Origin of the sequence: Halocola ammonii (assembly GCF_049334165.1) — a bacterium.
In the GTDB taxonomy this organism is placed as follows: Bacteria; Bacteroidota; Bacteroidia; order Flavobacteriales_D; family Sanyastnellaceae; genus JBEGHD01.
Map to the genome: position 1 here is coordinate 60529 of NZ_JBEGHD010000006.1, position 26622 is coordinate 87150.

Consider the following 26622-nt stretch of genomic DNA (forward strand, 5'->3'; position numbering starts at 1 on the left):
TCTTGTATCTTTGATAATCAGATTAATAATGTTTTGCGATGAATCTTGACTCAGTCAAAGTTGAACTTATAGATTGGATTAGCCAATTGAAAGATAAGCAAGCAATAGATAAATTGCTGGCCTTAAAAAAGAGGCTGAATCCGGAAAAGGCAAATTCGAAAGAGAAGATTTTTGGTTCTGGAAAGCACCTAATCGAAGAAATATCTGATGACTTTAACGAACCACTTGACTCATTTAACGACTATCGAAAGTGAAGTTTTTAATAGACACTCACATTTTACTTTGGTATATTTCAGGAGATAGCAGGATAAAAGAAAGTACGAAAGTCAAAATTGAGAATGTTTCGAATATTATTTACTTGAGTAACGCAAGTTTGTGGGAAATTGCCATCAAATTGAGCATTGGAAAGTTAAAGATTAATGGAAGTCTATCAGACTTGAGAGACTTCTTGACAGAAAAGGGATTTGAGATTCTCGAGTTTGACCACCACGATCTGGAAACCCTTTTGACGCTGCCGTTTCACCACCAGGACCCTTTTGACAGATTAATTATTTCTCAATGTAAGACAAAGTCAATCGAGTTAATAACCGATGATTCTCAAGTCTTAAGGTACTTTTAATTTTAAAGAGCGTTTATTGAGTTTTTCGAAAACTCAAAACCATTTTTTTCTCCGGAAATAGATCACCATCAAAACGGTTATGACCAACATCACGATCCACACTGCGAGGTAGCCATACTCCCAACTCAGCTCAGGCATGTTTTCGAAATTCATTCCGTAAACACCTGCAACAAAAGTGAGCGGAATAAAAATAGTGGCGATGATCGTAAGCGTTTTCATCACTTCGTTCATCTTAATGCTAAGACTTGAGAGGTAGATGTCCTTTAAGCCGGTATTGAGTTCCCTAAAGTTTTCAATAGAGTCAGTTACATGCAAAATGTGATCGTAGACATCGCGAAAAAAGGGTGTGGTTTCATTGCTAACCAGAGCGCTATCGTTGCGCTCCAGAAACATGACAGACTCTCGTAAAGGGAAGACTGACTTACGAAGTTTGATAAGGTCGCGCTTGGTCTGCTGAATGATTTGCAGGTGCTCTTCTCTGGGGTCGTTGAATATTTCGTCCTCCAGCTCGTCAAGAATGTCTCCGTAGGTGTCGATCACTGTAAAATAGTTGTCGGCAATCACATCCACCAGAGCGTAGAGTAGGTAGTCGGCTCCGCGCAAACGAATCTTGCCTTTCTTGGCTCTTAGCCTCTCCCGAACGGGTTCGAAAACATCTCCCTCTTTTTCCTGAAATGAAATCACGTAGTTTTCGCCTAGAATTATGCTCACTTGCTCGGACTCCACGGCCTTGTCTTCACCAAGGCTGATCATCTTCAGGGTAAAAAATAAATAGTGTTCGAATACCTCTACCTTGGGACTATGCTCGGTATTGAGAATGTCCTCCAGCACAAGACGGTGAATTCCGAAACTCTCTCCCATCTTTTCTAGTGAGTCTACATCACTGAGACCGATCACGTTAAACCAGGTTTTTCGATCCGATTTTTTCAGCGACAGACATTCCTCCACTGTCGAAGATCCGTCTTCTTCGATGTGGCCTTCGCTGTAACTCATGGTTTGGATGGTAAGCGGCTTAACCGGTTCGGTACCCTGATAAATGAGGGTTCCCGGGGGCATTCCGGTTTTATTGATCCTTTTCTTTTTGGCCTTGCGGTTCCTCAGAGGAATCTTCTTTGGAACTCTAAGTTTTCTTGCTGCCATTTAGCGAATAGTCATTTTTTCATTCTGCAACTTAGCGGTAAATAACCTTACCACTTTTTTGGCTGTTGCCAACTTGCAATTTGTAAAAGTAAACTCCTTTTTCCACGTCTTTAGGCGACCATCTGAGGTTGTGTTTGCCAGCCTCTTCATTTCTGTCGGTTACCGTGGCAACTTTTCTTCCGTTGAGGTCGAAGATTTCCAGTTTTGTATTTCCGGCTGTAGCCGATTCGTATTCAAAGTTGATGAATTCGGTAAATGGATTTGGGTACGCCTGAGCCTTGGCAGCAAAAGGCTGGCTCTCGTTTACTCCGATCGTTGGCACGGGATCGGTTGTGGAAGTGAAAATCCCATTGGCGTGAGTTCCAATGGCAATAGCACCGTCCCACGGTCGACTGTCGATCATGTTCACTACAATGTTTCCGATGGTCTCCGGACCTTCCTGAACCCAGGTCGTATTTGCACCATCGAGATTATCGGTAGAGAAAAGACCAATGCTGGTTGCAGCAAAATAAGTTTGAGGTTCAGTAGGATATATTTCTACCCAGTAAACAGCAGGGCCGGCACCAGTTCCATCTGGGTTTTCTTCCAGATTTCCGCTCACATCTATAAAAGTTTCACCTCCATCAGTCGAGTGAAAAATTGACGGTACGTTGTAGTTCGAAACGCAAGCAATCACTTCATCCGCATCCAGGGGATTAGCCTGAATGGCGCTCACCCACGAGTTTGGCGGGAAAGGCTCATTGTCCAGTTCTACCTGTTCATCATTTTCCGAGTCAAACTGATTCTCGAGCTTCCACACTCCTCCGGCATTAGTTCCGTAGTAAATAGTTGAGTTTTGCACCTTCGGAATATCCAACGATGTGATTCTTCCAGAACCAAATGGAAGCTGGCTTTCCGAAAGCTGATTCCAGTAATCGTTATCAATCGCTTCTACGTAGTTGTTTGTAACTTCGATTTCGCTCACATTATCCATTCTCCAGATAGCTCTGTTTGCTACCAGGTAGAGGTGGTTGTTAGTTTGGGGATCGAGCATAAGTGGGTTGATAAAAAGCATCGAAGGAGAAATCTGTGGATCGATCCTTTCTGTACCTACAAGGTTTCCATTTTCATCGAGTTCTTTTTTGTAGATCCTCCCGCGCTGACTGCTGGAGATCACGAAGTCTCTGCCTTCGGGAATGGCACAAAAAGAACCGTCATCAGCATGTACTTCTTTCCAGTCCTGGTCCACCATCATGGAGTTTGTAATCCAGGTTCCATTGTCCTGCATTCCGCCCATAACAAAATCTGAAGTGGCGATTCCTCTCTCCAGAGCCACGGTGTAGAATTGGGTAGTCACGTAGCCATTGTTTAGGCTCGTCCAGCTCACCGAGTCTGCCATGGCATCGTCAGTTCGATAAACTCCACCATCGTTAGCCGAGTACATCACGTCAGGGTTGGATTGTAAAAAGACCATGCGATGCTGATCGCTGTGGTGGTTGGGATAGGAGTAATCGATTGGGTTTGCTTCGTTACAACGATATCCGCCAATCCATTCGGTGTTATCCGGTGAAGTAAATCCATCGGTGCTTCTGAAAATATTTCTTCCGCCAATGTAGAGCACATCTTCCTCCGTGGGGTGATGAGTCATGCATAGGTCAAAGGAGCTCTGAGAGCCGAACGTTCCGAAATCGAAGTCGCTTCCGATATTCAAAATACAGGCTTCTTGTGGTAAATTGGCTGACAGGTTTTCCCAGGTTCCGTCTTCACCAGATCCATCGCCTGTCAGATATGTGTACTTTCTTAGGTTGTGGTTAATCGAGTTTTCTGTTGACGGACCTTCCCACAAAAAGTAAACTTCATTCTCATCTTGCGGATTGTAAGCCATCACAGCTCTTCGGTAGCTCACAAAATTGTTTTCAGAAATGTCTACCCAGTTAATTCCGTCTTCGCTTCGAAAAAACCCAGAGCCATTGCCTTCATCAGAAATGGTGGCATAAAAAACACCTGCTGGCGTAATCATCACATCAGTAAAAATCGAAGGCGATTCGTTGAAGCCAAGTACCTGAGTCCAGGTGTCTCCGCCATCTTCACTTCGGATGATTCCGTTAAAAACCGCTGCCAAAACCACATCGTTTTCGTTGTCGGTGTGATCGATAACCATGTTCCAAACAAAGTCGTAGCTACCATTTTCCAATGTCGACTGAGGCGTGTTAGAACTGGTAGAAAGGAGCGGGCTCCAGGTAGCTCCACCATCAGTTGATTTAAAAATGCCGTCACCACTCATTGGTGAGCTAAAACTCGAAGGACTCACTACGCTGTAAAATTCTTCTCCGGTTCCGTAGTACCAGGTATCTTCCTGTCCAGGGCGGGTGTCTTGAACCACGCAGCTAACGGAGTGGATGTCGCCCGGTGAAGTCACTTTTTCAAAGCTTTCGCCACCATCGGTAGAGCGCCACATTCCGCCAGTCACACCACCGGCCAGCATTACTTCTTCATTGGTGATGTCTATGGCCAGCGCTCTTGTTCGCCCCCCTTTGTTATTTGGTCCGCGAGAAATCCACGACAAGCTGGAGCTTCGCCCCTCGGCTCTTTTGGGCAATCGGCTAGCAAAGGCCAATTCACGTGCTCTAATGTTTTCAGGAATTTTTCCAGTAGCTGGGTCTTTCAATCGTTCCAGCTCAAAGGCCTTTCTACTGTGTGGGTTGCTCAACTGTCCCTCGGTCATTGCTCCGTTGGGGTCGGTGGGACTTTGTGAATTGTCGTTTTCTTGCAAAAGAATGAATGTGCCTGTAGCCAGAGCAGCTACAAAAAGCAGGGAGAGTACAGTTCGTTTCATCATCGGAGGTTCTGAAGTAAATTTTTCAAAAGTCGCTTCCGAAAATACGAAAACCGCACAATCCACTTCAGTCATTTTTTTAGCACAATTGACTGTCTAAAGACTTAACAATGAAAACTATCAACAACCAGGGTTGAAATTTTCGTTCACTGAGCTCGTTAGTGAGGTCGAAAAATCCGCGTAAGTTTGGAGCGAAAACAACAACGAATGAAGCAGATCATCTTAATTGTAGCCATGTTTTTGGGAGCTTTCACACTGTCGGCTCAAAAGCAGCACTACGTTGATTTTTATGAAGACGGCCAAAAAAGTTCCGAGGGTTGGTACCTCTACGGACTCGAGCAAGGGGAATGGAAGTACTGGTATCCCAACGGGCAGCTCAAGGAAGTGGCCCACTACAATCAGGGAGAGCTCGATGGTGAAGTGATTCGCTACTTTAAGAATGGGCAGAAAATGCACGAGGGTTGTTTTGTGAAAGGAAAACAAGACAACGCCATGAAGAGCTGGACCGAAGAAGGTCAACTGGTAGAAAAAGGTTACTTCATCCTCGGTGAAAAAGTTGGCTACTGGCACTATTTCTATGCAGATGGCGACACCATGATGGTGGAACAATACACCGATTCGCTCATGCACCTTTGGAGTTACTTCACTCCGCAGGACAAGGAGCTTATAGAAATGGGCGATGGTACCTGGATTTCGCGCTATGAAAACGACACCATTAAAGAAAGTATCGATTACAAAAATGGCCTGAAACACGGTAAGGCAGAGATCTTTTTTGCAAATGGCGATCGACAGTTTTTAGGTGAATATTCTAAAAACAAAAAATCCGGAAACTGGAAGGAGTGGTACCGAAGCGGCACACTTTACGAAGAAATCAACTACAACGACAAAGGCGAATTTCACGGTGAGTACAAAAAGAATTATGCCGATGGTCAAACGGAGGTTGAGGGTACTTACGAAAACGGAAAGAAGCAAGGCGTGTGGACCTGGTATTTTGAAAATGGCCAGGAAGAAATGACTGGTGAGTTTGTGAATGACCAGCAACACGGGGAGTGGACTTTTTACTATTCCAACGGAAACATCCACTATCATGGAGAATACCAGGAAGGAAAGATGGAAGGCTTCTGGGAGTTCAATTATTTTGAAGGGCAAAAGTGGAAAGCCGGTGATTACAAAAACGGCAAAAAACACGGTGACTGGCACTACTGGTTTGAAGACGGCAGCGACCTTCAGGCCGGAAGGTTTGAATACGGCCTCGAAGAAGGCGAGTGGACCAGCTGGTTTGAAAACGGCCAGATGAAAGACCGCGGCTCGTACTCAGCCGGAGAGCTCGATGGCAAGTGGGAAGGTTGGTACCCATCCGGTGTGGTAAACTACCGAGGCGAGTGGGATGGCGACCTAAAAGTGGGCGACTGGGAATACTACTTCGAAAATGGACAGCTCCACGAAAAAGGATCTTACAACAGCCAGGGACAGCGACATGGCGAATGGGTGCTTTACGAGCCCAGCGGAATCAAACAGCAGGAAGGCGAATACAAAAACGGAGTGCCTCACGGTGAGTGGACCTACTACTTCCCCAACGGCTCGCCCAGGCAAATGATCACCTACGAAGAGGGAATTCGCGAAGGCAAGTCCATCACCTACACCAGAAGGGGGCAGGTGCTCAAAGAAGCCGAGTACTCCAAAAATCGACTGGATGGTGACTTCAAACTTTACAACGAAAAAACCCGCGAACTCGAGCAGCACTTTGTCTACGAAAACGGCCAGGTGGTGAAGGTTAAAGTCGGCAAGCACTTCGATAAGCGCTAACTGAAAAAATGACTGCAGACAACTCCAATTTTTAAGAGGAGTCTGTCGCTTTTTTTGTCACTGCTTTTACTCAGTTGAAAAAGAGTCTGAACAAGAATTTTTGCGCTTGCTAATTCCTTAAAAGGTGTTATATTTGCGGCAAAATTGAACAGAGAATAAGAATGAGGGGATCAAATCCCCTCTTTTTTTTACTGTGAAGAATCAATGATCAGTAAGGAAGCAATTGAAAAATTAATAGCGGAGAAATTAGAGCCTGCCAGCCAGTTTGTGGTAGATCTTCAAGTCACCCCTAATAATCAGATTACCGTGCTGCTGGACAGCGACACCAGCACGAGTATAGAAGATTGCATTGCCATTAGCCGACACATTGAATCGAACCTGGACCGAGAGCAGGAGGACTTTGAACTCAAAGTGTCTTCTCCCGGCCTCGACCAACCCCTGAAAGTATTGAGGCAGTATCGCAAAAACATCGGCCGCCAGGTTGTTGTAAAAACCGAAGACGAGCAAAAGATTCAGGGAGAGCTCAAAGCTGTGGACGAAAATCTGATCACTGTTGAGACCAGAACTAAGGAACGCATAGAAGGCCGCAAGGCTAAAAGATGGGTGGAGCGTCAGCACGAAATCCCATTTGAAAATATAAAGGAAACAAAAGTTGTTATTTCGTTTAAATAAATTGACATGGAAGGTCTAAATCTCGTAGAGTCGTTCTCGGAGTTTAAAGAACTCAAAAGCATCGACCGCGAAACGATGATGCGCATTTTGGAAGACGTTTTCCGCGCAATGATCATCAAGAAATACGGAAGTGATGAAAACTTCGACTTTATCATCAACATCGATAAAGGTGACCTCGAAATTTGGAGGAACCGAGAGATTGTTCCCGATGGTGAGGTAGAAGATGAAAACCTCGAGATTGCACTTTCAGAAGCGCAAAAGATTGAGGAGGATTTCGAAGTTGGAGAGGAAGCTTCTGAGGAAATTACACTTAATGACTTTGGTCGCAGAAACATTTTGTCTTTGCGCCAAAACCTCGTTTCGCGTATTCTCGATCTCGAAAAAGATCATATCTACCAGAAGTACAAGGAACGCGTGGGTGAAATCATCACCGGTGAGGTTTACCAAATTTGGAAACGCGAAATGCTCATCATCGATGATGAAGACAACGAGCTCATCCTCCCGAGAGATCAGCAAATTCCTTCCGACTTTTTCAAAAAAGGCGACACGGTGAGAGCCGTAGTTGCCAAAGTGGATATGCGAAACAACAACCCGCAAATCTACCTTTCGCGCACAGCTCCTGAATTCCTCGAAAGACTTTTCGAACAGGAAGTGCCAGAAGTTTTTGATGGACTTATCACCATCAAGAAGATTGTCAGAGAACCAGGCGAAAGAGCCAAAGTTGCTGTAGAGTCTTACGATGACAGAGTAGATCCGGTAGGAGCCTGCGTGGGTATGAAAGGAGCCCGCATCCACAGCATTGTGAGAGAATTGAAAAACGAAAATATCGATGTCATCAACTGGACTTCCAATAATCAGTTGCTGATATCACGAGCTTTGAGCCCGGCAAAGATTTCTTCCATCACACTCGATGAAGAAAACATGAAGGCCGATGTGTTCCTCCGCCCCGATCAGGTTTCACTTGCAATCGGCAAAGGTGGGCACAACATTAAGCTCGCTAGCAAGCTCACGGAGTTTGAGATTGACGTGTACCGCGAAAGCGATGCGGAAATTGACGATGTCGATTTGGAAGAGTTTGCAGATGAAATTGACAGCTGGATTATCGATGAGCTAAAAGCCATTGGTTGCGACACCGCTCGTAGCGTCCTCGAGCTGGACGAAAACGACCTCGTTTCGCGTACCGATCTCGAGCTCGAAACCGTTCAGGCGGTATTGAATATCCTGAGAGAAGAGTTGGAATAAGATTATTGATATATTTAGCGCAAGCTCAGAAAACAACTTTAGAGAGAAACACTGTATGTCAGAAACTAAAAAGGCAGTAAGGTTAAGTAAAGCCGCCAGGGAATTGAACGTTGGTATCAGCACCATCGTGGATTACCTCAATAAAGAGGGAATCGACATCGATGCTAAGCCCAATACCAAGGTTGAGCCCGAGGTGTACGACAAGCTTGTGGACCAATTTCAGACAGATCAAAAACTGAAAGAGCAGTCCAAAAAAGCGAACCTCACACGCGAAGAGAGAAAAACCATTTCACTCGAATCGTCTAAGAAAGGTGTGGAAGAAGACGAAGAGGACGAAGACGAAGAGGAAGTAGAGGTGGAATCTGCAGAGACTGCAGCTGAAGCGGAAGAAACTGAAGCCGAAACGACAGACACAGAAGAAACCACTGAAGAGGTGGAAGAAGAAGAAGAGTCTGCCGAATCATCTGATGAGCCCGAAAAGGAAAAAGAATCAGATGCTGACATCATCGAAGTAGACGTCCCTGAAGAGAGCAAAGCTGAAGAGAAGGAAGAAGAAAAGGAAGAGGCTCCCGAAGAGCCAATTGCCGAAGAGGAGGCTGCTGAAGGAGAGAAAAACCCTCGCGTAGTTGGGAAAATTGATCTGAACAAGCTCAACCAAAAAACGCGTCCGGACAAGAAGTCGAAGAAAGACAAAGAAAAAGAGGCCGAAGAGAAGAAGAAGGCCGAAAAAGTAGCTAAAGAAAAAGCTGAGAAGGAAAAGGCCGAAGCTGAAAAAGCGGCCAAAGCCGAGAAGGAAGCTAAAGAAGCTGCTGATAAAAAAGCCAGTGACGAGAAAAAGGCTGAAGATGAGAAGTCTTCGGTGATCAGAGCTGGAACTACAAGACTAAGCGGTCCCAACGTAGTTGGAAAAATTGAACTTCCAAAGGACGATCGCAAGAAGAAAAAGCCTGTAGCTTCATCTTCAGACACACAGTCGAAGAAAAAACGCAAGCGTAAACGCATCTCCAAAGTTGACGTTGGCAAGCAGGGCGATCGCAAAGGACAGGGACCAGGACAAGGCAAAAAAGGAGGTAAGAAAGGTCAGGACAGACCTGAAGTTACCGAAGCCGACATCCAAAAAGAAATCAAGGAAACACTCGCACGCCTTAGCGGTGGCGGAAAATCGAAATCTTCCAAGCTCAGAAAAGCCAAGCGTGAAGCTGTGGCTCAGCGTTCTGAAGAGGAAGCTCAAAAGCAGCAGGAAGAAGAAAAAACACTCAAGCTCACCGAGTTTGTGACTGTTAGTGAATTGGCCAACATGATGGACAAGTCGCCAACAGACATTATCGGTGCTTGTATGTCGCTCGGTATTTTCGCTTCCATCAACCAGCGACTGGATGCCGAAACGATTACGATCATTGCCGAAGAATTTGGCTATGACGTAGAATTCGTTTCTGCAGATGTTCAGGAAGCAATTCAGGTCGAAGAAGACGATCCGGAAGATCTTCAGCCCCGTCCGCCAATTGTGACGGTGATGGGTCACGTTGACCACGGTAAAACATCGTTGCTTGACCATATCCGTAAGGCGAACGTAATTGCCGGAGAGGCTGGGGGGATTACTCAGCACATCGGAGCCTACAATGTGGAAATTGATAATGGAAAAAGAATCACTTTCCTCGATACTCCGGGTCACGAGGCATTTACTGCCATGCGTGCTCGTGGTGCTCAGGTTACCGACCTCGCCATCATTGTAATTGCTGCGGACGACAACGTGATGCCGCAAACCAAGGAGGCCATCAACCACGCTCAGGCAGCGGGAATCCCTATGATTTTCGCACTCAATAAAATTGATAAACCAGACGCCAACCCGGATAGAATTCGCGAAGAGCTTTCGCAAATGAATATCCTTCTCGAAGAATGGGGAGGGAAATTCCAGTCGCAGGAAATCTCTGCCAAGAAAGGGCAAAACGTAGACGACCTGCTCGAAAAAGTATTGCTCGAAGCCGAGCTGCTCGATCTTAAGGCAAACCCAGACAAGCGAGCACACGGAACCGTAATCGAAGCCACACTTGATGTTGGTCGCGGCTACGTGACTACTCTGCTTGTAGAAGCAGGTACGCTGAGAGTTGGAGATCCGGTGCTTGCCGGTCAGTGGAGTGGTAAAGTAAAAGCCATGCACAACGAGCGAGGACAGGCTGTTGATGAAGTAGGCCCAGCAATGCCGGTGAGTATTCTCGGTATGGATGGCGCTCCTTATGCAGGTGACAAGTTCTACGTTCTCGAAGACGAGCGCGAGAGCCGTAACATCGCCAACAGACGTCAGCAGCTGCAGCGTGAGCAGGGTGTTCGTGCGCAGAAACACATCACCATCGAAGAGATCGGAAGACGTATCGCCATTGGAGAATTCCAGGAGCTTAACCTCATTGTGAAAGGTGACGTGGACGGTTCCGTTGAGGCACTTACCGATGCACTCCAAAAACTCAGCACAGAAAAAGTACAGGTGAACGTGATCCACAGAGCTGTGGGTGCCATCACCGAGTCGGACGTGTTGCTGGCTTCAGCTTCCGATGCCATTATCCTCGGATTCCAGGTGAGACCATCGGCTTCTGCCAGAAAACTCGCAGAGAAAGAGGAAATTCAAATCAGACACTACTCTGTAATCTACGCAGCCATAGACGAGATGAAGAAAGCGATGGAAGGTCTGCTTTCTGCAAAAATCGAAGAGAAGGTGGTGGGAACTGCCGAAGTCCGCGATGTGTTCAAGATCTCCAAGGTCGGAACCATTGCCGGTTGCTTCGTGCTCGAAGGCAAGATTACAAGAAACAGCAAAGTGAGAGTCATCCGCGAGGGCATTGTGGTCTACACCGGAGAGCTCGGATCACTGAAGCGCTTCAAGGACGATGTGAAAGAAGTGAAGAAAGGCTTCGAATGTGGTTTGAACGTAGACAAGTTCAACGACATCAAAGAAGGCGATCACATCGAAGCTTACGAAGAAGTGGAAGTGAAGCAGACGCTGTAAGCTCAGTTTATAGAAATATTAAAAGAAGAGGCCTTGATGGGCCTCTTTTTTTGTTTGTACCCATAGCATTTCTCAGACTTCCTTATCTTTCAGAAACTAGAACAAGCTAATTATGAAAAACATCCACAAACATTTCAAGCTATTGCTGCTTTTTGGAGTTTTTGCCCTTTTTCTTTTTGGTTGTAAAAAGGAAATTGACTCCCCTGATGATAACGAAAACGAGCAGACCCAGCAAGATGACTATGACACCTATTTTTCAGGTAAGGTAAATGGAGAAGAATTCCAGTACAACGGAAGTTGGAATTGTGTGAGTATTTATGGTACTTTTTATCCAAGTGGATTCCTTGATTTTGAAGAAGGCTACATGACTTTTACGATCCAAAATTGTAGTGATGCCGAATCCCTTCATATTGGTAAAACTTCACAACTTCAAGAAGGAGTTTTTTATTCTACAGATACGACAGATCAATCGAGACCGTGGTGCATTTTTTCAGATTATGATGAAGATTTTCTAGATGAAGATGGTAACAATACTTATCTAAATGCAAGGCAAGTTTGCGAAATTCGTTTAGAAATTACCAACATTGAGCATATCGAGGAATTCGATGATTTTTACGTAGAAGGATTGCTCGATGCCGTGGTACAGGATACAATTGTAGACAGTACAATCGTAATCTCTGATGTAGAGTTTGGCTACAAGTTTTAATAAAGCATTCTCAAAGAAAAGAAGCAGGTTGTCAGTAAAATAAAGTCACAAAAAAAGAGGTCCATTGAGACCTCTTTATTGTTTTATCTAAGTGCTGAAATTTCTATTCCGGCAGCTTGGGAAGCTCAATTTTGTCGGGGACAATGTAGGCCGAAGGGTAAATCTTTTTCAACTCAACCAGAACTTCGTAGGCTTCTTCCTTGGTACGGAAATCACCAACTCTAACGCCAAAGTTGGGTGGGCTTTGCTCAAGGTAGCAATCGTCATCCCGTTCGAGCTTGATGTACTCAGCTCTGGCTTCTCTGGCCTGATCGAGACTGCCGAAGAAAATCTGGACTCTAAACCCGCGTAGCTCAGCGGGGTCATTAATCATCCGCTGATTCAGGCTGTCGATGCGCGAGTCTTTTTTGTAGTTTATGTTTCCCGGTTCTCTTTTCAAAGAGCGAGGCAGGGTGGCATCTGCAGTTTCTTCTTCTCCCAGCTTGTAGTTGTCCAAAACAGACTCTTTCTCTTCAGGTTGGTCTCCTTGCTGCTGATCGGTGTTCTCTGTATCATCCGACTTAAAGAGCTTTTTCCACCACGGGTCATCGTCTTGCGCTTGCAGGTTATTTCCGAGCGAAAGCCCGAAGAGTATACATATTAATAAGAGGTTTCTCATTATCCAATTTTCTTTTTTGATAAGCTATGAACGGACAAACAAATGTAAAATTTTAAAAGCCTTATTTTAGCTCGAAATTGAAGCCGCGTGCAAACAATTTGAGTAACCGTCAGTTGATGAGCTTAGGTCCAGATAGTTGTTCAAAGTTGCCGACTTCAACACAATTTAGAATCGATTTAAATTAAATTCGAGGTTGACAATTTTGTGACAATTGACCAACCCAAACTGATTTATCCCTTAAATTTGCGCGCGAAAATGAGGGACGTTGTTCTGAAACCGTATCGAGAAATGAACCATAGACCAACCTGGATTTTAAACTTGTCCAATCTACTCACCACAGTATTTGTTGTTACTGCAATTTTTGCTTCTTCGTCAATGTTGGCGCAAGATGGCGAAGGCAGTATTTTTACTGGTGGCGACATGGCCAAGGGAGAGACATTGTTTAATAATAACTGTGCATCCTGTCACTACCCAACCGGAGAAGTGCTTGCGGCACCAGGGCTCGAAGGAATTGAAGAGCGCTGGGAAGGCAAAGAAGAGCTTATCGTAACCTGGATTCAGAATCCGAACGAAGCACTCAATGCCGGTGACCAGTACGTGAACTCCATGGTGGCTGAATACAAGCCGCGCTTTGGAATGATGCAGGCACAAGCGGTTAGCGCTGAAGACATCAACCACATTCTCACCTGGGTGATCGAAGGTGACCACGGAGGTGGTGGAGAAGATATGGCAGCCGGTGGAGGAGAAGATTGGTATGCATGGGACGATGACTACACCACAGAGGATGACGAAGAGTCGTCTTACGGTGTTTGGTTCCTCATCCTCGGAATCATCTTCCTGATCATCGCACTTTCAGCAGCCGGAATCAGAAGACAAATTCAAGCCTACATGCACCAGCAGAAGACTGGTGAGGCACTAGCGAGCGAAGGTTACTTTGTGAGATTCAAAAAATGGGCCTGGAAAAACAGAGTGTCGGTTTCTCTGGTTGGCCTTTTTATCACCGTCTTTATTCTCGTGCTTGCGTATCAGGCAGCAATGGATATCGGTGTTTACGTTGGTTACCGCCCAGAGCAACCGATCAAGTTTTCACACAAGTTGCACGCTGGTAAAAACAAAATCGATTGCCAGTACTGCCACCACTCTGCCAGCAAGTCGAAGCACTCAGGAATTCCTTCAGTGAATATCTGTATGAACTGCCACACTGGTATTAAGAAAGGTCACAACGATGAGGCTACCGCAGAAATCCAAAAAATTTATGACGCGATCGGTTTCGACCCGGAGATGGGTACTTATATAGAAGACTACGAAACCAAGCCTGTGAAGTGGGTGAAGGTGCACAACCTCCCAGATCACGTTTACTTCAACCACTCGCAGCACGTTGAAGTGGCTGGCCTCGAATGCCAAAACTGCCACGGACCGGTTGAAACTTACACTGTAGGTCGCGTGTCGCCAGTAGAAGACAACAACAAGACTAAAGGAGCAATCGAACTCTCTAAGCCAACGCTCACGATGGGTTGGTGCATTGAGTGTCACAATAAAGCTTCTGTACAGGTAGCCGATTCTGAGAACGGTTACTATCAGGAAATCCACGACAGACTGGTAGACAGCGAGCGTGGTAGAGAAGAATTGAGAAAATATCTCGAAGACGAAAAAATTACAGTGAAAGAACTGGGCGGATGGGAATGCGCCAAGTGTCACTACTAAAATAATTTTGAGAGCGCCCAATGGGAAACACAAAGAAATATTGGACTGGACTCGAGGAGCTGGATAACACGGCTGCCTTCAAAGAGTCTATGGAAAATGAATTTCCTCAGGAGCAATCTGTTGATGAGTTCCTGTCGGATGATAAATTGAAAGAGACTTCTACCGGAAGACGCGACTTTCTCAAGTTTATGGGCTTTAGTGTGGCTGCTGCTACACTCGCTGCCTGCGAAACTCCGGTAACCAAGTCAATTCCTTACGTTAACAAACCCGAGGAGATCACTCCCGGTGTTGCCAACTACTATGCGTCTACTTTCTACGATGGAAGCGACTACGGTAACCTGTTGGTGAAAACCCGCGAGGGGCGTCCGATTCTCATCAAGAGCAATCGCGAGCATGGAATTGACGGAGGAGCGCTCAATGCGCGAATCAACTCTTCAATTTTGCCGCTCTACGACTCAGCAAGACTGAAGCAGCCAAAGGTTGACGGTCAGGATGCAACCTGGCAGCAGGTGGACGAGCGCATGAGCAGTGCACTCCAGGCCGGTGGCAACATCAAAGTTTTGACTTCTTCAATTGCCAGCCCGACTACTCAAAAAGCGATTAACCAATTCGTGCAGGCTCACAACGCTGAGCATATTCAATACGATGCGGTTTCTTATGCTGGAATGAGAAAGGCCAATAAAGCCGACTTCGGTGTGGATGGCATTCCGAAATACGATTTTTCAAAAGCGAAAACGATTGTCAGCATTTCTGCAGACTTTCTCGCAAACTGGTTGATGCACAACCAATACGTTGGTCAGTACGCCAAAACCAGAAAACCTGACGGTGACTGGATGTCGAAGCACTTCCAGTTCGAAACCGTAATGAGCCTTACCGGTACCAATGCCGATCACAGAACTGCCATCAAGCCTTCTCAGGAAGGATTAGTTGCCGCAGCACTTCTCAACGCTGTTGGAGGTGGTCCTTCTGTAGATGCATCAGGACTTAATGAAAACGCGATCATCAAAGCGGCAGAAGCTTTGAAAAGCACCAGAGGTGAGTCGCTCGTTGTTTCTGGAAGCAACGATCCGCAAGTTCAAACACTTGTCAATGCGATCAACGCCAAGCTAGGGAACTACGGTTCTACGATCGACCTGAGCAATCCAATCAACTTGTTTAAAGGCGATGACGAAAAAGTAGCTCAGTTGGTAAGTGAAATGAATAGCGGCTCTGTGGACACTATGATTGTCTACGGATGCAATCCAGCTTATTCATGGTACGATACTGAAGCTTTCAGAACCGGACTTGAAAAGGTGAAAAACTCAGCTTGCTTCAACCTTTTCAGCGATGAAACTGCTTCTCGCTGCGCGGTTCAAGCTCCCGACACTCACTTCCTCGAAGGCTGGAACGATTTCAGTCCTTACAATGGTCGTGTAGATTTGGCTCAGCCGACAATTGCTCCGTTGTTCAATTCGCGTCCGGCTCAGGAGAACTTCCTGAAATGGTCTGGTAACAACGAAGACTACTACACTTACCTTAGAAAGAATTACAACGCTGCTTACACAAAAGCCAAAATGAACTCCGACAAGGACTGGAACATGGCTGTGTTGAGAGGAACGATGAAAAACGCTCCCGTCAAAACAGAAATGGCCACCGAAGAAGGTGATCAACAGGCGGCAGCGGCTATTGCATTTACTGGCGATGCTATTGCGGCCTCTAAGGCTGCAGCCCAAAAAGCAAGTCAGGCTGGTGAAGGATTTGAAATTGCCTTCTACCAAAAAGTAGGAATCGGAACTGGTAACCAGGCCAGCAACCCGTGGTTGCAAGAGCTTCCAGATCCTGTTTCTCGTCTCACGTGGGACAACTACATTACCATGTCGCCATCGGACATCGATGAGCTTGGCTACAACCGCCACATCAGTGAGCGCGAGTACGCCAGCATGGCAAAAGTGACAGTAAACGGAAAAGAAGTTACTCTTCCGGTTTACCCACAGCCAGGTCAGAAGCGCGGAACTGTGGGTATCGCCCTCGGTTACGGTCGTGGAGATGGACTTGAGGAAATTGGAAAAGCGGCATTTACAAACGCGGACTTCACTCCGAATTACAACGCTGGATACGTTCCAGGAGAAAAAGAAATGGCGCCAATTGGAAAGAATGTCTTCCCAATGGCAACAATGATAAATGGCCTTCCTGTTTACCACGCTGTTAATGCTCAGCTGGAAAAGCAAGAAGTGACATACCCACTTGCTTCAGTTCAGATTCACGGTACTGTTATGGGCCGAGATTCAGTTGTGAAAGAAACAACTTTCTCAACTTACAAAGCTGAATCAGACAAGCCGAGAGGGCAAGCTTCATTCAACGAATATCCAACACTCACTATTCACGAAGACGTGAATGGGGATGGAGAAATCACTGCTCAGGATAGACAACGCGCTACAAATGCCGACTTGTGGAAAGAGCACGCGATTAAAGAAGTTGGACACCGTTGGGGTATGGCCATCGACTTGAGTAGCTGTATCGGATGCGGTGCCTGCGTGACTTCCTGCCACATTGAGAACAACGTTCCGGTTGTTGGTAAAGACGAAGTGAGACGCTACCGCGATATGCATTGGATGCGTATCGACCGCTACTACTCTTCGGACATGACCAAGGAGAAAGCAGAAGAGCAGGACATGGGTAAAATTTCCATGTACGAGGCGATGGAAGATCCAGCAGAAAACCCTCAGACGGTTTTCATGCCTGTGATGTGTCAGCACTGTAACCACGCTCCTTGTGAAACTGTTTGTCCGGTATTGGCCACTTCACACAGTGATGAAGGTCTTAACCAAATGACTTACAACCGTTGCATCGGTACTCGTTACTGCGCCAACAACTGCCCTTATAAAGTGAGACGTTTCAACTGGTTCAACTACCAGGACTACGCCAAGTTTGAGGGAGTAAACCCAGCGCAAGACAGCCTGATGAGAATGGTATTGAACCCAGACGTGACAGTTCGCTCACGCGGAGTAATGGAAAAATGCTCTATGTGTGTTCAGCGTATTCAATCAGGAAAGTTGGAAGCGAAGAGAGAAGGCACACCAGTGCCGGACGGACTGATTCAGACTGCTTGTGCAGATGCCTGCCCGACCAACGCCATCACATTTGGAGACCTCAACGACAAGAAATCTTCAGTGAACAATCAGTCTGCTGATGTAAGGTCTTACAACATGTTGGAAGAGACTGGAACGCGACCTAATATTTACTATCAGGTCAAAGTGAGAAATATTGAAGAAAGTGATCAAGCCTAAAAAACCGATCTAGAAAATGCAGAAAGAAGCGGCAATAAGAGAGCCCCTGATCCTGGGCGACAAAACTTACAAAGACATCACAGATGATGTTGTGGCGCCAATTATGGCACCAGCACCGAAGCTTTGGTATCTCCTAATCACCATTTTTGGTTTGATCGCACTTTACGGTGTGGGATGCATCCTCTACCTGATCGGTACGGGTATCGGTGTTTGGGGATTGAACAAAACTGTAGGCTGGGCCTGGGATATCACCAACTTTGTTTGGTGGGTTGGTATCGGTCACGCGGGAACGCTGATCTCAGCGGTACTTTTGCTTTTCCGCCAGAAATGGAGAATGGCAATTAACCGATCTGCAGAGGCGATGACAATTTTTGCCGTGATCATGGCAGCTACTTTCCCTGGAATCCACATGGGTAGAATCTGGGTTTCTTACTGGGTGCTACCACTGCCGAACCAATTTGGTTCGCTTTGGCCCAACTTTAACTCACCACTCCTTTGGGACGTTTTTGCGATTACTACTTACTTCAGTGTTTCACTTGTGTTTTGGTACATCGGACTTCTTCCTGACTTTGCGACTATTCGCGACAGAATGGTGAAGCCACTTCCGAAGAAAATCTACGCGATGCTCAGCTTTGGCTGGACAGGAAGAGCAAAACACTGGAACAGATTCGAGGAAGTTTCTCTCGTTTTGGCAGGTATTGCAACTCCACTTGTATTCTCCGTTCACTCGATTGTATCGATGGACTTTGCAACGTCAGTAATTCCGGGATGGCACACCACCATCTTCCCGCCTTACTTCGTTTCAGGTGCGGTATTCTCAGGTTTTGCCATGGTGCAAACGCTCCTTCTCATCATGAGAAAGGCATTCAAACTGGAGAACTACATCACCATCAAGCACGTGGAGTACATGAACATTGTAATCATCGTAACGGGATCAATTGTCGGTGTGGCTTACCTCACTGAGCTTTTCATCTCGTGGTACTCAGGTGTTGAATACGAATCTTACGCATTCATCAACCGTGCAACTGGACCTTACGCCTGGTCTTACTACATCATGATGACTTGTAACGTAGTGAGTCCGCAGCTTTTCTGGTTCAGAAAATTGAGAAGAAACCTGATGTTTACTTTCTTCATGTCGATCATTGTGAATATCGGTATGTGGTTCGAGCGTTACGTGATTATCGTGACTTCTATCCACAGAGATTACGTGCCTTCCTCATGGGCGATGTTCCACGCAACACCGATCGATATCGGAGTTTTCCTGGGGACAATTGGAATCTTCATGACCCTATTCTTGTTGTTTGCGAGATTCTTCCCGGTGTTGGCACTAAATGAGTTGAAGTCGATTTTGAAAGTTACCGGTGAGGCTCAAAAGAAGAAAGATTAATTAAACAGAGCATTTAATAGTTATTAAAGAACTTAGATAAATGGCGCAGAAAGTATTACACGCGATGTATGACGATGAGCAGACGCTCATGGCTGCCGCAGAGAAGCTCGTGAGCGGAGGTGTGCACGTGAAAGATGTGTACTCGCCTTTCCCGATTCACGGATTGGACCCCATCATCGGAGTCAAAAGAACGCGTTTGGCCATTGCCTCCTTTATGTATGCCATGGGAGGGATGACACTTGCCCTTTTGGGAATGTGGTATTTTATGATTTACGATTGGCCAGCCAACATTGGTGGTAAGCCAAACTTTACCCTCATTCAAAACTTGCCGGCATTTGTGCCGATTACCTTTGAGTTTAGTGTGCTCTGTGCTGCTCATGGTATGGCCATTACTTACTTATTGAGAAACGGAACGCTTCCAGGTATGCCAGCTAGCAATCCGGATCCAAGAACTACTGATGATGCGTTTGTGATGGAAATCACAACCGAAGAAAATCCTAATCACGACTCGTCAGCCCTCGAAGGGATGCTAAAGGAGTCTGGACTAATGGAACTGAGTGTAAAGGAAATTGAGGATATCGAGGAATAATCGAAACGGAAAAGATGAAAATGATGAATCGACATAAAAAAGCCGGAACTACAGTAGCACTCGCTGCAGTGTTGGTGTTGGCTTCTTGTACCGATGACCCAAACAGTCCTGGAGTGGAATACATGCCAGATATGTATCGCTCACCTGCAATTGAGGCTTATGTGGATTATGATAATCCAGAAACTCAGTCTGCGAGAGAACCTGTAGAGGGAACAATCGAATTTGCATCAGAGGAAGAAGCAAAATTTCAGATGCCTTATCCTTATCCGAACAATACTGATGGCTATGAGGCGGCTGGAGCGGAACTGAAAAGTCCACTCCCAACCAAGAAAGAATACATCGAAGAAGGACAGGAAATCTTTACTACTTTCTGTATTCAGTGCCATGGCGAAGGAGGAGAAGGAGACGGAAGCATCACAATGAAAGCGGGTGGAAAGTACCCTGTAGTTCCTTCATATCAAAGTCGTGCGGGCCTTCCCGATGGAAAAATGTACCACACACTCACTTACGGAAAAGGTTTGATGGGTTCACACGCATCACAGCTTTCTCCAAAAGAGCGCTGGATCGTGATCCAGTATGTGCGCACACTCATGAGCGGAGAAACGCCAGAGTTCGATGAAAACGGATTTGCTATAGATGAAAACGGTGCTCAGGCTAACGCAGAAGGCGATACTGAGGCTGCATCAACAGAAAGTGAATAATTAGAATATTGTTAAAGAGCGACCAGAAATGAATTTTACATTTCCAGCAAAGACAAAAGTATTTACCTACATCCTGATGGCCATCGGATTGGTTGCCCTGATTGTAGGTTTCTTCACCGATTCGGCTCCCGAAGGCTGGGTGAACCCCGAAGAATATCACCACATGCGCTGGTGGGCCAACTTGTTGGTCAATGGATTCTTCTTTTACGGAATTGCTCTTGGAGCACTCTTCTTTTACGCGTTGCAGTATGCTGCGGAAGTAGCCTGGTCGGCTCAATTGAAGAGAATTTTTGAAGCGATGTATGCATTCGTGCCGATTGGGTCAATTGTTTTGATCTTCGTTTTCGTTGGTGCATCACTTCACTGGAATCACATCTACCACTGGATGGATGAGGCTACTTACTCGGAATACGTGGTGGAAAGCACCATGGAGACCGATCACCCTGAGTACTACATGGAAAAGGAAGAAGCTCAGGAGGCTGGTGTTTCGGTTGTAGAAAACCCTGATTTTGATCACATCATTGCAGGAAAGCACGCTTACCTAAACAATGTTTTCTTCTGGATCAGAACAATCATTTACATCGCCATTTTCTGGTTTGCCGCTAAATGGTTTAGAAAGAAATCGCTCGAAGAAGACGAAGAAGGAGGCCTGCGAATTCACAAGCTTGTTTTCAAGCGCTCTGCACTTTTCCTTGTTTTGTTTGCCGTTTTCTCATCGGCACTTGCCTGGGATTGGTTAATGTCTATCGACACGCACTGGTTTAGTACGATGTACGGCTGGTATGCATTTTCCGGAATGTGGGTGACCACTATGATTTTCTCAGTGTCACTTGTGCTTTGGCTCAAAGGAAAGGGATACCTGCAGAAAGTGAATGAATCACACATTCACGATATGGGTAAATGGATGTTTGCCATCAGCTTGCTCTGGTGCTATCTGTGGTTCTCACAGTACATGTTGATTTGGTACTCGAACATTCCTGAAGAAGTGGTTTATTTCGAAACGAGATACGCCAACTATATGACGCCATTTTTCCTGATGTTCGCGATCAACTTCGCTGCTCCATTCTTTATCCTGATGGCGCGCGATGCAAAAAGAAACACCAACTATCTCATGTTTGTGGCCACCTTGATCTTTGTTGGTCACTTCGTAGATGTTTATTTGATGATTATTCCTGGAACAATGCACGACCACAACGTGTTCGGATTATTTGAGATCGGGCTAGCACTCGGTTTCCTCGGATTGTTTATTCACGTGGTGCTTAATGCCCTGTCTAAGGCACCGCTCGTTCCAGTGAACAATCCTTATATGGAGGAAAGTAAAAACCACCATATCTAACAGGTAGAGAAAGAAAGAATTAAGAAAGAAGAAAATAGATAAAAAGCCATGTTGAAGCTTCTCATCGTATTGGTTGTCATTTTGGGAATAATCGCAATTGCCCAGCTGGCAAAAGTGTATGAGCTCTCCGCGAAAATGCGAAATAAGCGCGAAGAGGAGATCTCCCACGCTGACAACAAGTTGAATGCCGTGTTGATGATTGTATTTATGCTCGCTTTTTATGCGGGTGTAATTTACCTGATGGTCGAGTATGGCAACTATCTTCCACCTGCCGCATCTGAACACGGTGCTGCAATGGATCAATTGATGACGATCAACTTGTGGATCATCATTGCTGTGTTTTTCATTGTGAACACGCTGCTGTTCTACTTCTCATTTAAGTACTACTTCAGAAAGGATCGCAAGGCGAAATTCTTCCCACACGATAACCGTCTGGAATTGGTATGGACAGTAATCCCTTCTATCGTTCTTGCCTTCTTGATCATCTACGGATTGAGAACATGGAGCGACATTACAGGAAAGGCTTCTGAAGGAACACTACAAGTGGAGATCTATGCGAAGCAATTCGACTGGACTGCCCGCTATCCTGGAGAGAATGGGGCTTTCGGAGCTGCCAACTTCAATGTGATCAGCACGATGAATCCGCTCGGTTTGATCACCGACAAAACCATCAACGAAAAGATTGCAGAACTTGACAAAGAGATCAAGACTCTGGAAGAGAGATTGCAAAGTGAAGAAATGTTGTTGCTTCCGGAAGATCAGGTTGAAGCTCTCGAAGACCGAAAGTACAGACTTACTCGCCACAAACAGCGAGTTTACGATCTCGAGTCATATGAAATCGATGGAATCAATGCCTGGGAAGCTGGGATGGATGACAAAATCATGAAAGGTGAATTCCACCTGCCAGTTGGCCGTGAGGTAGAGATGATCTTTAGAAGCCGTGATGTGATTCACTCGGCTTACCTCCCTCATCTGAGAGCTCAAATGAACGCTGTTCCTGGCGTGCCAACACGATTCAAAGTGACTCCGACAATTACTACTGACAGCATGCGTCAGATCACGGAAAACCCCGATTTTGACTATGTGCTTCTCTGCAACAAGATTTGTGGTTCGGCTCACTTCAATATGCAAATCAAACTTGTAGTTGAAAGTGAAGAGGACTACCAGGCCTGGTTGGCAGAACAAGAAACTTTTGGCGCCTCCATGGGAGAACAAGAGGCCAGCAATGAAGAACAAAACGAAGAATCAGAAGATCCTGAGATGAACGAGGGTGAGGAATCTGAAAATATGGAAGGTGCGGAAATGGCAGCTTCTGAAGAATCCCAAAACCCGGAAGAATAATTTCAGTCAGCAGATTGCAACAAAGACTGATTAAAAGTATTTAGAAAGAAAATAGATCTAGAGAATTATGGCTGCAAACGCACATGCACATCATCACAAGGAAAGTTTTGTATCGAAATACATCTTTTCTCAAGACCACAAGATGATCTCAAAGCAGTTTATGTTGACTGCCGTTGTTATGGGGATCGTGGCACTGATGCTATCGGTGTTCTTCAGGCTCCAGCTTGGTTGGGACGGTGAATCTTTTGCCATCCTCAACACATTCCTCGGAGACCGATGGGCACCCGAAGGTGTTTTGGATAGAAACGCCTATCTGGCTCTGGTTACCATTCACGGTACCATCATGGTTTTCTTCGTTTTAACAGGAGGACTTTCAGGAACATTCAGTAACCTTCTCATCCCGCTTCAGATCGGTGCGAGAGATATGGCTTCTGGATTCCTTAACATGCTTTCTTACTGGCTATTCTTTGTATCCAGTGTGATCATGATATCATCGTTGTTCATCGAAACCGGTGCAGCGTCAGGTGGTTGGACGATCTATCCTCCGTTGAGTGCTCTTCCACAGGCAATGCCTGGTTCTGGAATGGGAATGACTCTTTGGTTGATCTCAATGGTGCTCTTTATTGCATCTTCACTTTTGGGAAGTTTGAACTATATCGTTACAGTGGTAAACCTTCGTACGAAAGGGATGAAGATGACCCGCCTTCCTCTTACAATTTGGGCGTTTTTGGTAACAGCCATTTTGGGTGTGCTTTCGTTCCCGGTTCTTGTTTCTGCAGTGGTTCTTCTTTTGATGGACCGCGGTATGGGAACGGCCTTCTACCTCTCAGATATTTACATCGGAGGTGAAGCTCTTGACGTTACTGGTGGGTCTCCAATTTTGTATGAGCACTTATTCTGGTTCCTGGGACACCCTGAAGTGTATATTGTACTTCTTCCTGCTCTTGGTATCAGCTCTGAAGTTATTTCCACCAATTCGAGAAAACCAATCTTCGGTTATCGCGCCATGATCGGCTCGATTCTCGCCATCGGATTCCTTTCGTTTATTGTTTGGGGTCACCACATGTTTATCAGTGGTATGAGTCCATTCCTCGGGTCTGTGTTTGTATTCACAACTCTTTTGATTGCGATTCCATCTGCAGTAAAAGCGTTTAACTACATCACAACACTCTGGAAAGGAAATATCAAATTCACACCTGCCATGCTATTCAGCATCGGTTTGGTATCGACATTTGTTACTGGTGGTCTCACAGGAATTATCCTTGCCGACTCGGCACTCGATATTCAAGTTCACGATACTTACTTTGTGGTTGGTCACTTCCACATTGTGATGGGAATGTCGGCCATCTTTGGGATGCTCGGTGGTATTTATCACTGGTTCCCGAAAATGTTTGGAAGGATGATGAACACCAAATTGGGTTACGCCCACTTCTGGCTGACAATTGTAAGCGGTTATGGTGTGTTCTTCCCAATGCACTTCACCGGTCTTGCTGGTTCGCCACGTAGATATTACAGCTACTCAGAGTTCCCGTTCCTCGATTGGGTTGTGGAACTCAACACAGTGATTAGTGTATTCGCCATCATTGGAGCTGTTGCTCAGGCATTGTTCCTTTTCAACTTGTTCTACAGCATTTTCCGCGGGCAACGTGCCCCAGAAAATCCATGGCAGTCTAACACCCTCGAGTGGACAACTCCAGTGAAACACGTACATGGTAACTGGCCAGGCGAGCTGCCGGTAGTTCACCGTTGGCCTTACGATTACAGTAATCCAGATTACGATACGGATTTTGTCCCTCAAACGGTGCCGCTCAAAGCTGGCGAAGAGGGCCATTAAAAAATTGAAAATATACTGTAGCTTTGGAATGTCCGTATTAATTAAATACGGACATTTCTTTTATGCGGCAGTTGGTGATTTTTATGTTTTGGTCTCTCTTGTTCTCTGGTGTCATTTCGGCCCAGCCGGCAAGTCTAAGTGACAGTCTCAAAGCTGCATTTTCAGGAGAGCCTTCTTTCACAGCCCGGCTGGATACTCGCAATTCTTTTATTACAGGCAGAAGCGCCAGAATTCGCGGAGTAAAAGCAGGAGTCACTTACGAGAATGTGATTGGCTATGGTCTTGGGTTTAATTGGTTGGCCTCCGATTTTGAAACTATTTATGAGTTCGAAGCCGAAGAAAGAACATTCGAAAGAGAAGCTGACCTACATTATTTTTATTTCTCACCTTACCTCGACTACACGTTTTACAGAAAGAACAAGTGGTATGTAACAATCCCCGTTCAGTTTGGGATAGGATGGAGCAATTTGACTTACAAGGATCAGAACGAAGAAAAGCAAAGAACAAAATCCGGTTTGATGGTTTCTTACGAACCGGCAATGGCAGTAGAGTATCGACTATTAAAATATTTGGGACTTGGAGTAGGTGTGGGCTACAGATTGATGATCGTAAACAACGAGCCGACCAACTACCAGTTCACTTCACCGGTTTATTTGCTAAAAGTTAGAGTGCTTTTTTCCGAGATCTACAAGGACCTCATTCGTGACGAACTCTGATTGCAAATTGATGTTGTCAATCCTTACCTTTGTTTTAACCATTAGAAAAGCATGAGCGATTTCAATTTTCAAGAAGAAGCCGAACAGTCTTCAGACAAGGAGCTGGAGAGGGTTCTCAGGCCAAAGACGTTTGACGATTTTACCGGTCAGAGAAAAGTTCTCGATAACCTGTTGGTATTTGTAAGAGCTGCGCAGAAGCGATCGGAGTCGCTCGATCACGTTTTGCTTCACGGCCCTCCGGGACTTGGGAAAACCACTCTTGCCAATATCATTGCCAATGAAATGGGAGTGGGGATAAAAACCACTTCTGGGCCAGTGCTCGACAAACCGGGTGATCTTGCTGGACTCCTTACCAACCTCGAAGAAAACGATGTGCTTTTTATCGATGAAATTCACCGACTTTCGTCAGTAGTGGAGGAATACCTCTACTCAGCGATGGAAGACTACGCCATCGACCTCGTGATTGATACCGGCCCAAATGCGCGCACTGTGCAGATCGAACTCAATCCATTTACACTAGTGGGGGCCACAACACGTTCGGGATTGCTCACAGCTCCGTTGCGCGCTCGATTTGGGATCAATAGCCGACTTTCCTATTACGATGCTCAAACACTCACCGACATTGTCGAAAGGAGCGCTCATATTTTGGATATTCCAATCAAAGAGGACGCGGCTTATGAGATTGCACGCAGAAGCCGGGGAACGCCCAGAATTGCTAACGCACTGCTGCGTAGAGTTCGAGATTTTGCGCAGATAAAAGGAGATGGACTGATCGACTTGAAAATCACTCATTCCTCACTTGAGGCCTTGAATGTCGATGAGTTTGGGCTCGATGAAATGGACAACAAAATCCTCTCAGCCATCATCGACAAGTTTTCAGGTGGACCGGTTGGTCTCACCACAATTGCAACTGCTGTTGGAGAAGACAAGGGAACGCTCGAAGAGGTCTACGAGCCATTTTTAATTCAGGAAGGATTCATTATTCGCACGCCTCGCGGAAGGCAGGTGACGGAAAGAGCCTACAAGCACCTAGGACTTTACAAAAATCCATCGCAGGGCCGATTGCTCTAGCGACTTTAGACTGGCAACTCC

General features: G+C 45.8%; 20 protein-coding genes. 17 read left to right on the forward strand and 3 right to left on the reverse strand.

Annotation, left to right across the window (positions count from 1 at the left end):
• The first annotated feature begins 38 nt into the window (after nucleotides 1–38).
• Both ABHV44_RS07605 and ABHV44_RS07610 read left to right on the forward strand, forming a co-directional pair.
• Entirely contained in the window at nucleotides 39–254 is a 216-nt protein-coding gene (locus ABHV44_RS07605) for a hypothetical protein (protein WP_459074074.1), read from the forward strand.
• Entirely contained in the window at nucleotides 251–619 is a 369-nt protein-coding gene (locus ABHV44_RS07610) for a type II toxin-antitoxin system VapC family toxin (protein ID WP_459074075.1), read from the forward strand. The genes ABHV44_RS07605 and ABHV44_RS07610 overlap by 4 nt, the downstream gene beginning before the upstream one ends.
• 33 nt (nucleotides 620–652) lie before the next feature.
• On the opposite strand, the gene corA is transcribed toward ABHV44_RS07610, so the two are convergent.
• Nucleotides 653–1759 (reverse strand): magnesium/cobalt transporter CorA, encoded by a 1107-nt coding sequence (corA, locus tag ABHV44_RS07615; protein ID WP_459074076.1) that lies wholly within the window; start codon nucleotides 1757–1759, stop codon nucleotides 653–655.
• A 31-nt stretch (nucleotides 1760–1790) separates the two neighbouring features.
• Nucleotides 1791–4649: a T9SS type A sorting domain-containing protein gene (locus tag ABHV44_RS07620; protein ID WP_459074077.1), complete on the reverse strand. Its 2859-nt coding sequence runs from the start codon at nucleotides 4647–4649 to the stop codon at nucleotides 1791–1793.
• A gap of 132 nt (nucleotides 4650–4781) precedes the next feature.
• Between ABHV44_RS07620 and ABHV44_RS07625 the strand changes: the two genes are divergently transcribed.
• The 5 genes from ABHV44_RS07625 to ABHV44_RS07645 all read left to right on the forward strand — a co-directional run bounded on the left by ABHV44_RS07625 (nucleotide 4782) and on the right by ABHV44_RS07645 (nucleotide 11998).
• Nucleotides 4782–6380, forward strand: coding sequence for a toxin-antitoxin system YwqK family antitoxin (locus ABHV44_RS07625; protein ID WP_459074078.1), 1599 nt, complete (start codon nucleotides 4782–4784; stop codon nucleotides 6378–6380).
• Between the two features lie 204 nt (nucleotides 6381–6584).
• On the forward strand, nucleotides 6585–7052 hold the full coding sequence (gene rimP, locus ABHV44_RS07630; RefSeq protein ID WP_459074079.1) for a ribosome assembly cofactor RimP: 468 nt from the start codon (nucleotides 6585–6587) through the stop codon (nucleotides 7050–7052).
• 6 nt (nucleotides 7053–7058) lie between these two features.
• Nucleotides 7059–8294 (forward strand): transcription termination factor NusA, encoded by a 1236-nt coding sequence (nusA, locus tag ABHV44_RS07635; RefSeq protein WP_459074080.1) that lies wholly within the window; start codon nucleotides 7059–7061, stop codon nucleotides 8292–8294.
• 55 nt (nucleotides 8295–8349) lie between these two features.
• A complete protein-coding gene (infB, locus tag ABHV44_RS07640) occupies nucleotides 8350–11292 on the forward strand; it encodes a translation initiation factor IF-2 (protein WP_459074081.1) in 2943 nt (980 codons plus the stop codon).
• 112 nt (nucleotides 11293–11404) lie between these two features.
• Nucleotides 11405–11998, forward strand: a complete 594-nt coding sequence (locus tag ABHV44_RS07645) for a hypothetical protein (protein WP_459074082.1) — start codon at nucleotides 11405–11407, stop codon at nucleotides 11996–11998.
• A 103-nt stretch (nucleotides 11999–12101) separates the two neighbouring features.
• On the opposite strand, the gene ABHV44_RS07650 is transcribed toward ABHV44_RS07645, so the two are convergent.
• Nucleotides 12102–12656 carry an SPOR domain-containing protein gene (locus ABHV44_RS07650; protein WP_459074083.1) on the reverse strand — a complete coding sequence of 185 codons (555 nt, stop codon included), beginning with the start codon at nucleotides 12654–12656 and terminating at the stop codon, nucleotides 12102–12104.
• 288 nt (nucleotides 12657–12944) lie between these two features.
• Between ABHV44_RS07650 and ABHV44_RS07655 the strand changes: the two genes are divergently transcribed.
• The 10 genes from ABHV44_RS07655 to ruvB all read left to right on the forward strand — a co-directional run bounded on the left by ABHV44_RS07655 (nucleotide 12945) and on the right by ruvB (nucleotide 26601).
• Complete coding sequence (locus ABHV44_RS07655; protein WP_459074084.1) at nucleotides 12945–14360, forward strand: c-type cytochrome; 1416 nt, start codon at nucleotides 12945–12947, stop codon at nucleotides 14358–14360.
• A gap of 20 nt (nucleotides 14361–14380) precedes the next feature.
• On the forward strand, nucleotides 14381–17626 hold the full coding sequence (locus ABHV44_RS07660; protein ID WP_459074085.1) for a TAT-variant-translocated molybdopterin oxidoreductase: 3246 nt from the start codon (nucleotides 14381–14383) through the stop codon (nucleotides 17624–17626).
• Nucleotides 17627–17642: 16 nt separating this feature from the next.
• Nucleotides 17643–19013, forward strand: a complete 1371-nt coding sequence (gene nrfD / locus ABHV44_RS07665; RefSeq protein ID WP_459074086.1) for an NrfD/PsrC family molybdoenzyme membrane anchor subunit — start codon at nucleotides 17643–17645, stop codon at nucleotides 19011–19013.
• A 40-nt stretch (nucleotides 19014–19053) separates the two neighbouring features.
• Nucleotides 19054–19602, forward strand: a complete 549-nt coding sequence (locus ABHV44_RS07670) for a DUF3341 domain-containing protein (protein ID WP_459074087.1) — start codon at nucleotides 19054–19056, stop codon at nucleotides 19600–19602.
• A 14-nt stretch (nucleotides 19603–19616) separates the two neighbouring features.
• Entirely contained in the window at nucleotides 19617–20303 is a 687-nt protein-coding gene (locus ABHV44_RS07675; protein ID WP_459074088.1) for a c-type cytochrome, read from the forward strand.
• 28 nt (nucleotides 20304–20331) lie between these two features.
• Nucleotides 20332–21639, forward strand: a complete 1308-nt coding sequence (locus tag ABHV44_RS07680) for a quinol:cytochrome C oxidoreductase (RefSeq protein WP_459074089.1) — start codon at nucleotides 20332–20334, stop codon at nucleotides 21637–21639.
• Between the two features lie 48 nt (nucleotides 21640–21687).
• The gene (locus tag ABHV44_RS07685; protein ID WP_459074090.1) at nucleotides 21688–22980 is read left to right on the forward strand and encodes a cytochrome c oxidase subunit II; all 1293 of its coding nucleotides are present in this window, start codon (nucleotides 21688–21690) and stop codon (nucleotides 22978–22980) included.
• Nucleotides 22981–23047: 67 nt separating this feature from the next.
• Complete coding sequence (locus ABHV44_RS07690) at nucleotides 23048–24814, forward strand: cytochrome c oxidase subunit I (protein WP_459074091.1); 1767 nt, start codon at nucleotides 23048–23050, stop codon at nucleotides 24812–24814.
• 62 nt (nucleotides 24815–24876) lie between these two features.
• Complete coding sequence (locus ABHV44_RS07695) at nucleotides 24877–25530, forward strand: outer membrane beta-barrel protein (protein ID WP_459074092.1); 654 nt, start codon at nucleotides 24877–24879, stop codon at nucleotides 25528–25530.
• Nucleotides 25531–25581: 51 nt separating this feature from the next.
• On the forward strand, nucleotides 25582–26601 hold the full coding sequence (gene ruvB / locus ABHV44_RS07700) for a Holliday junction branch migration DNA helicase RuvB (RefSeq protein ID WP_459074093.1): 1020 nt from the start codon (nucleotides 25582–25584) through the stop codon (nucleotides 26599–26601).
• Nucleotides 26602–26622 lie beyond the last annotated feature (21 nt).

What these genes read in the sequence shown, in the direction of transcription:
- ABHV44_RS07605 (WP_459074074.1), top strand. Translation starts at nt 39, where the DNA reads ATGAATCTTGACTCAGTCAAAGTTGAACTTATAGATTGGATTAGCCAA.
- corA (WP_459074076.1), bottom strand. Translation starts at nt 1,759, where the DNA reads ATGGCAGCAAGAAAACTTAGAGTTCCAAAGAAGATTCCTCTGAGGAAC.
- ABHV44_RS07620 (WP_459074077.1), bottom strand. Translation starts at nt 4,649, where the DNA reads ATGACTGAAGTGGATTGTGCGGTTTTCGTATTTTCGGAAGCGACTTTT.
- ABHV44_RS07625 (WP_459074078.1), top strand. Translation starts at nt 4,782, where the DNA reads ATGAAGCAGATCATCTTAATTGTAGCCATGTTTTTGGGAGCTTTCACA.
- rimP (WP_459074079.1), top strand. Translation starts at nt 6,585, where the DNA reads ATGATCAGTAAGGAAGCAATTGAAAAATTAATAGCGGAGAAATTAGAG.
- nusA (WP_459074080.1), top strand. Translation starts at nt 7,059, where the DNA reads ATGGAAGGTCTAAATCTCGTAGAGTCGTTCTCGGAGTTTAAAGAACTC.
- infB (WP_459074081.1), top strand. Translation starts at nt 8,350, where the DNA reads ATGTCAGAAACTAAAAAGGCAGTAAGGTTAAGTAAAGCCGCCAGGGAA.
- ABHV44_RS07645 (WP_459074082.1), top strand. Translation starts at nt 11,405, where the DNA reads ATGAAAAACATCCACAAACATTTCAAGCTATTGCTGCTTTTTGGAGTT.
- ABHV44_RS07650 (WP_459074083.1), bottom strand. Translation starts at nt 12,656, where the DNA reads ATGAGAAACCTCTTATTAATATGTATACTCTTCGGGCTTTCGCTCGGA.
- ABHV44_RS07655 (WP_459074084.1), top strand. Translation starts at nt 12,945, where the DNA reads ATGAACCATAGACCAACCTGGATTTTAAACTTGTCCAATCTACTCACC.
- ABHV44_RS07660 (WP_459074085.1), top strand. Translation starts at nt 14,381, where the DNA reads ATGGGAAACACAAAGAAATATTGGACTGGACTCGAGGAGCTGGATAAC.
- nrfD (WP_459074086.1), top strand. Translation starts at nt 17,643, where the DNA reads ATGCAGAAAGAAGCGGCAATAAGAGAGCCCCTGATCCTGGGCGACAAA.
- ABHV44_RS07670 (WP_459074087.1), top strand. Translation starts at nt 19,054, where the DNA reads ATGGCGCAGAAAGTATTACACGCGATGTATGACGATGAGCAGACGCTC.
- ABHV44_RS07675 (WP_459074088.1), top strand. Translation starts at nt 19,617, where the DNA reads ATGAAAATGATGAATCGACATAAAAAAGCCGGAACTACAGTAGCACTC.
- ABHV44_RS07680 (WP_459074089.1), top strand. Translation starts at nt 20,332, where the DNA reads ATGAATTTTACATTTCCAGCAAAGACAAAAGTATTTACCTACATCCTG.
- ABHV44_RS07685 (WP_459074090.1), top strand. Translation starts at nt 21,688, where the DNA reads ATGTTGAAGCTTCTCATCGTATTGGTTGTCATTTTGGGAATAATCGCA.
- ABHV44_RS07690 (WP_459074091.1), top strand. Translation starts at nt 23,048, where the DNA reads ATGGCTGCAAACGCACATGCACATCATCACAAGGAAAGTTTTGTATCG.
- ABHV44_RS07695 (WP_459074092.1), top strand. Translation starts at nt 24,877, where the DNA reads ATGCGGCAGTTGGTGATTTTTATGTTTTGGTCTCTCTTGTTCTCTGGT.
- ruvB (WP_459074093.1), top strand. Translation starts at nt 25,582, where the DNA reads ATGAGCGATTTCAATTTTCAAGAAGAAGCCGAACAGTCTTCAGACAAG.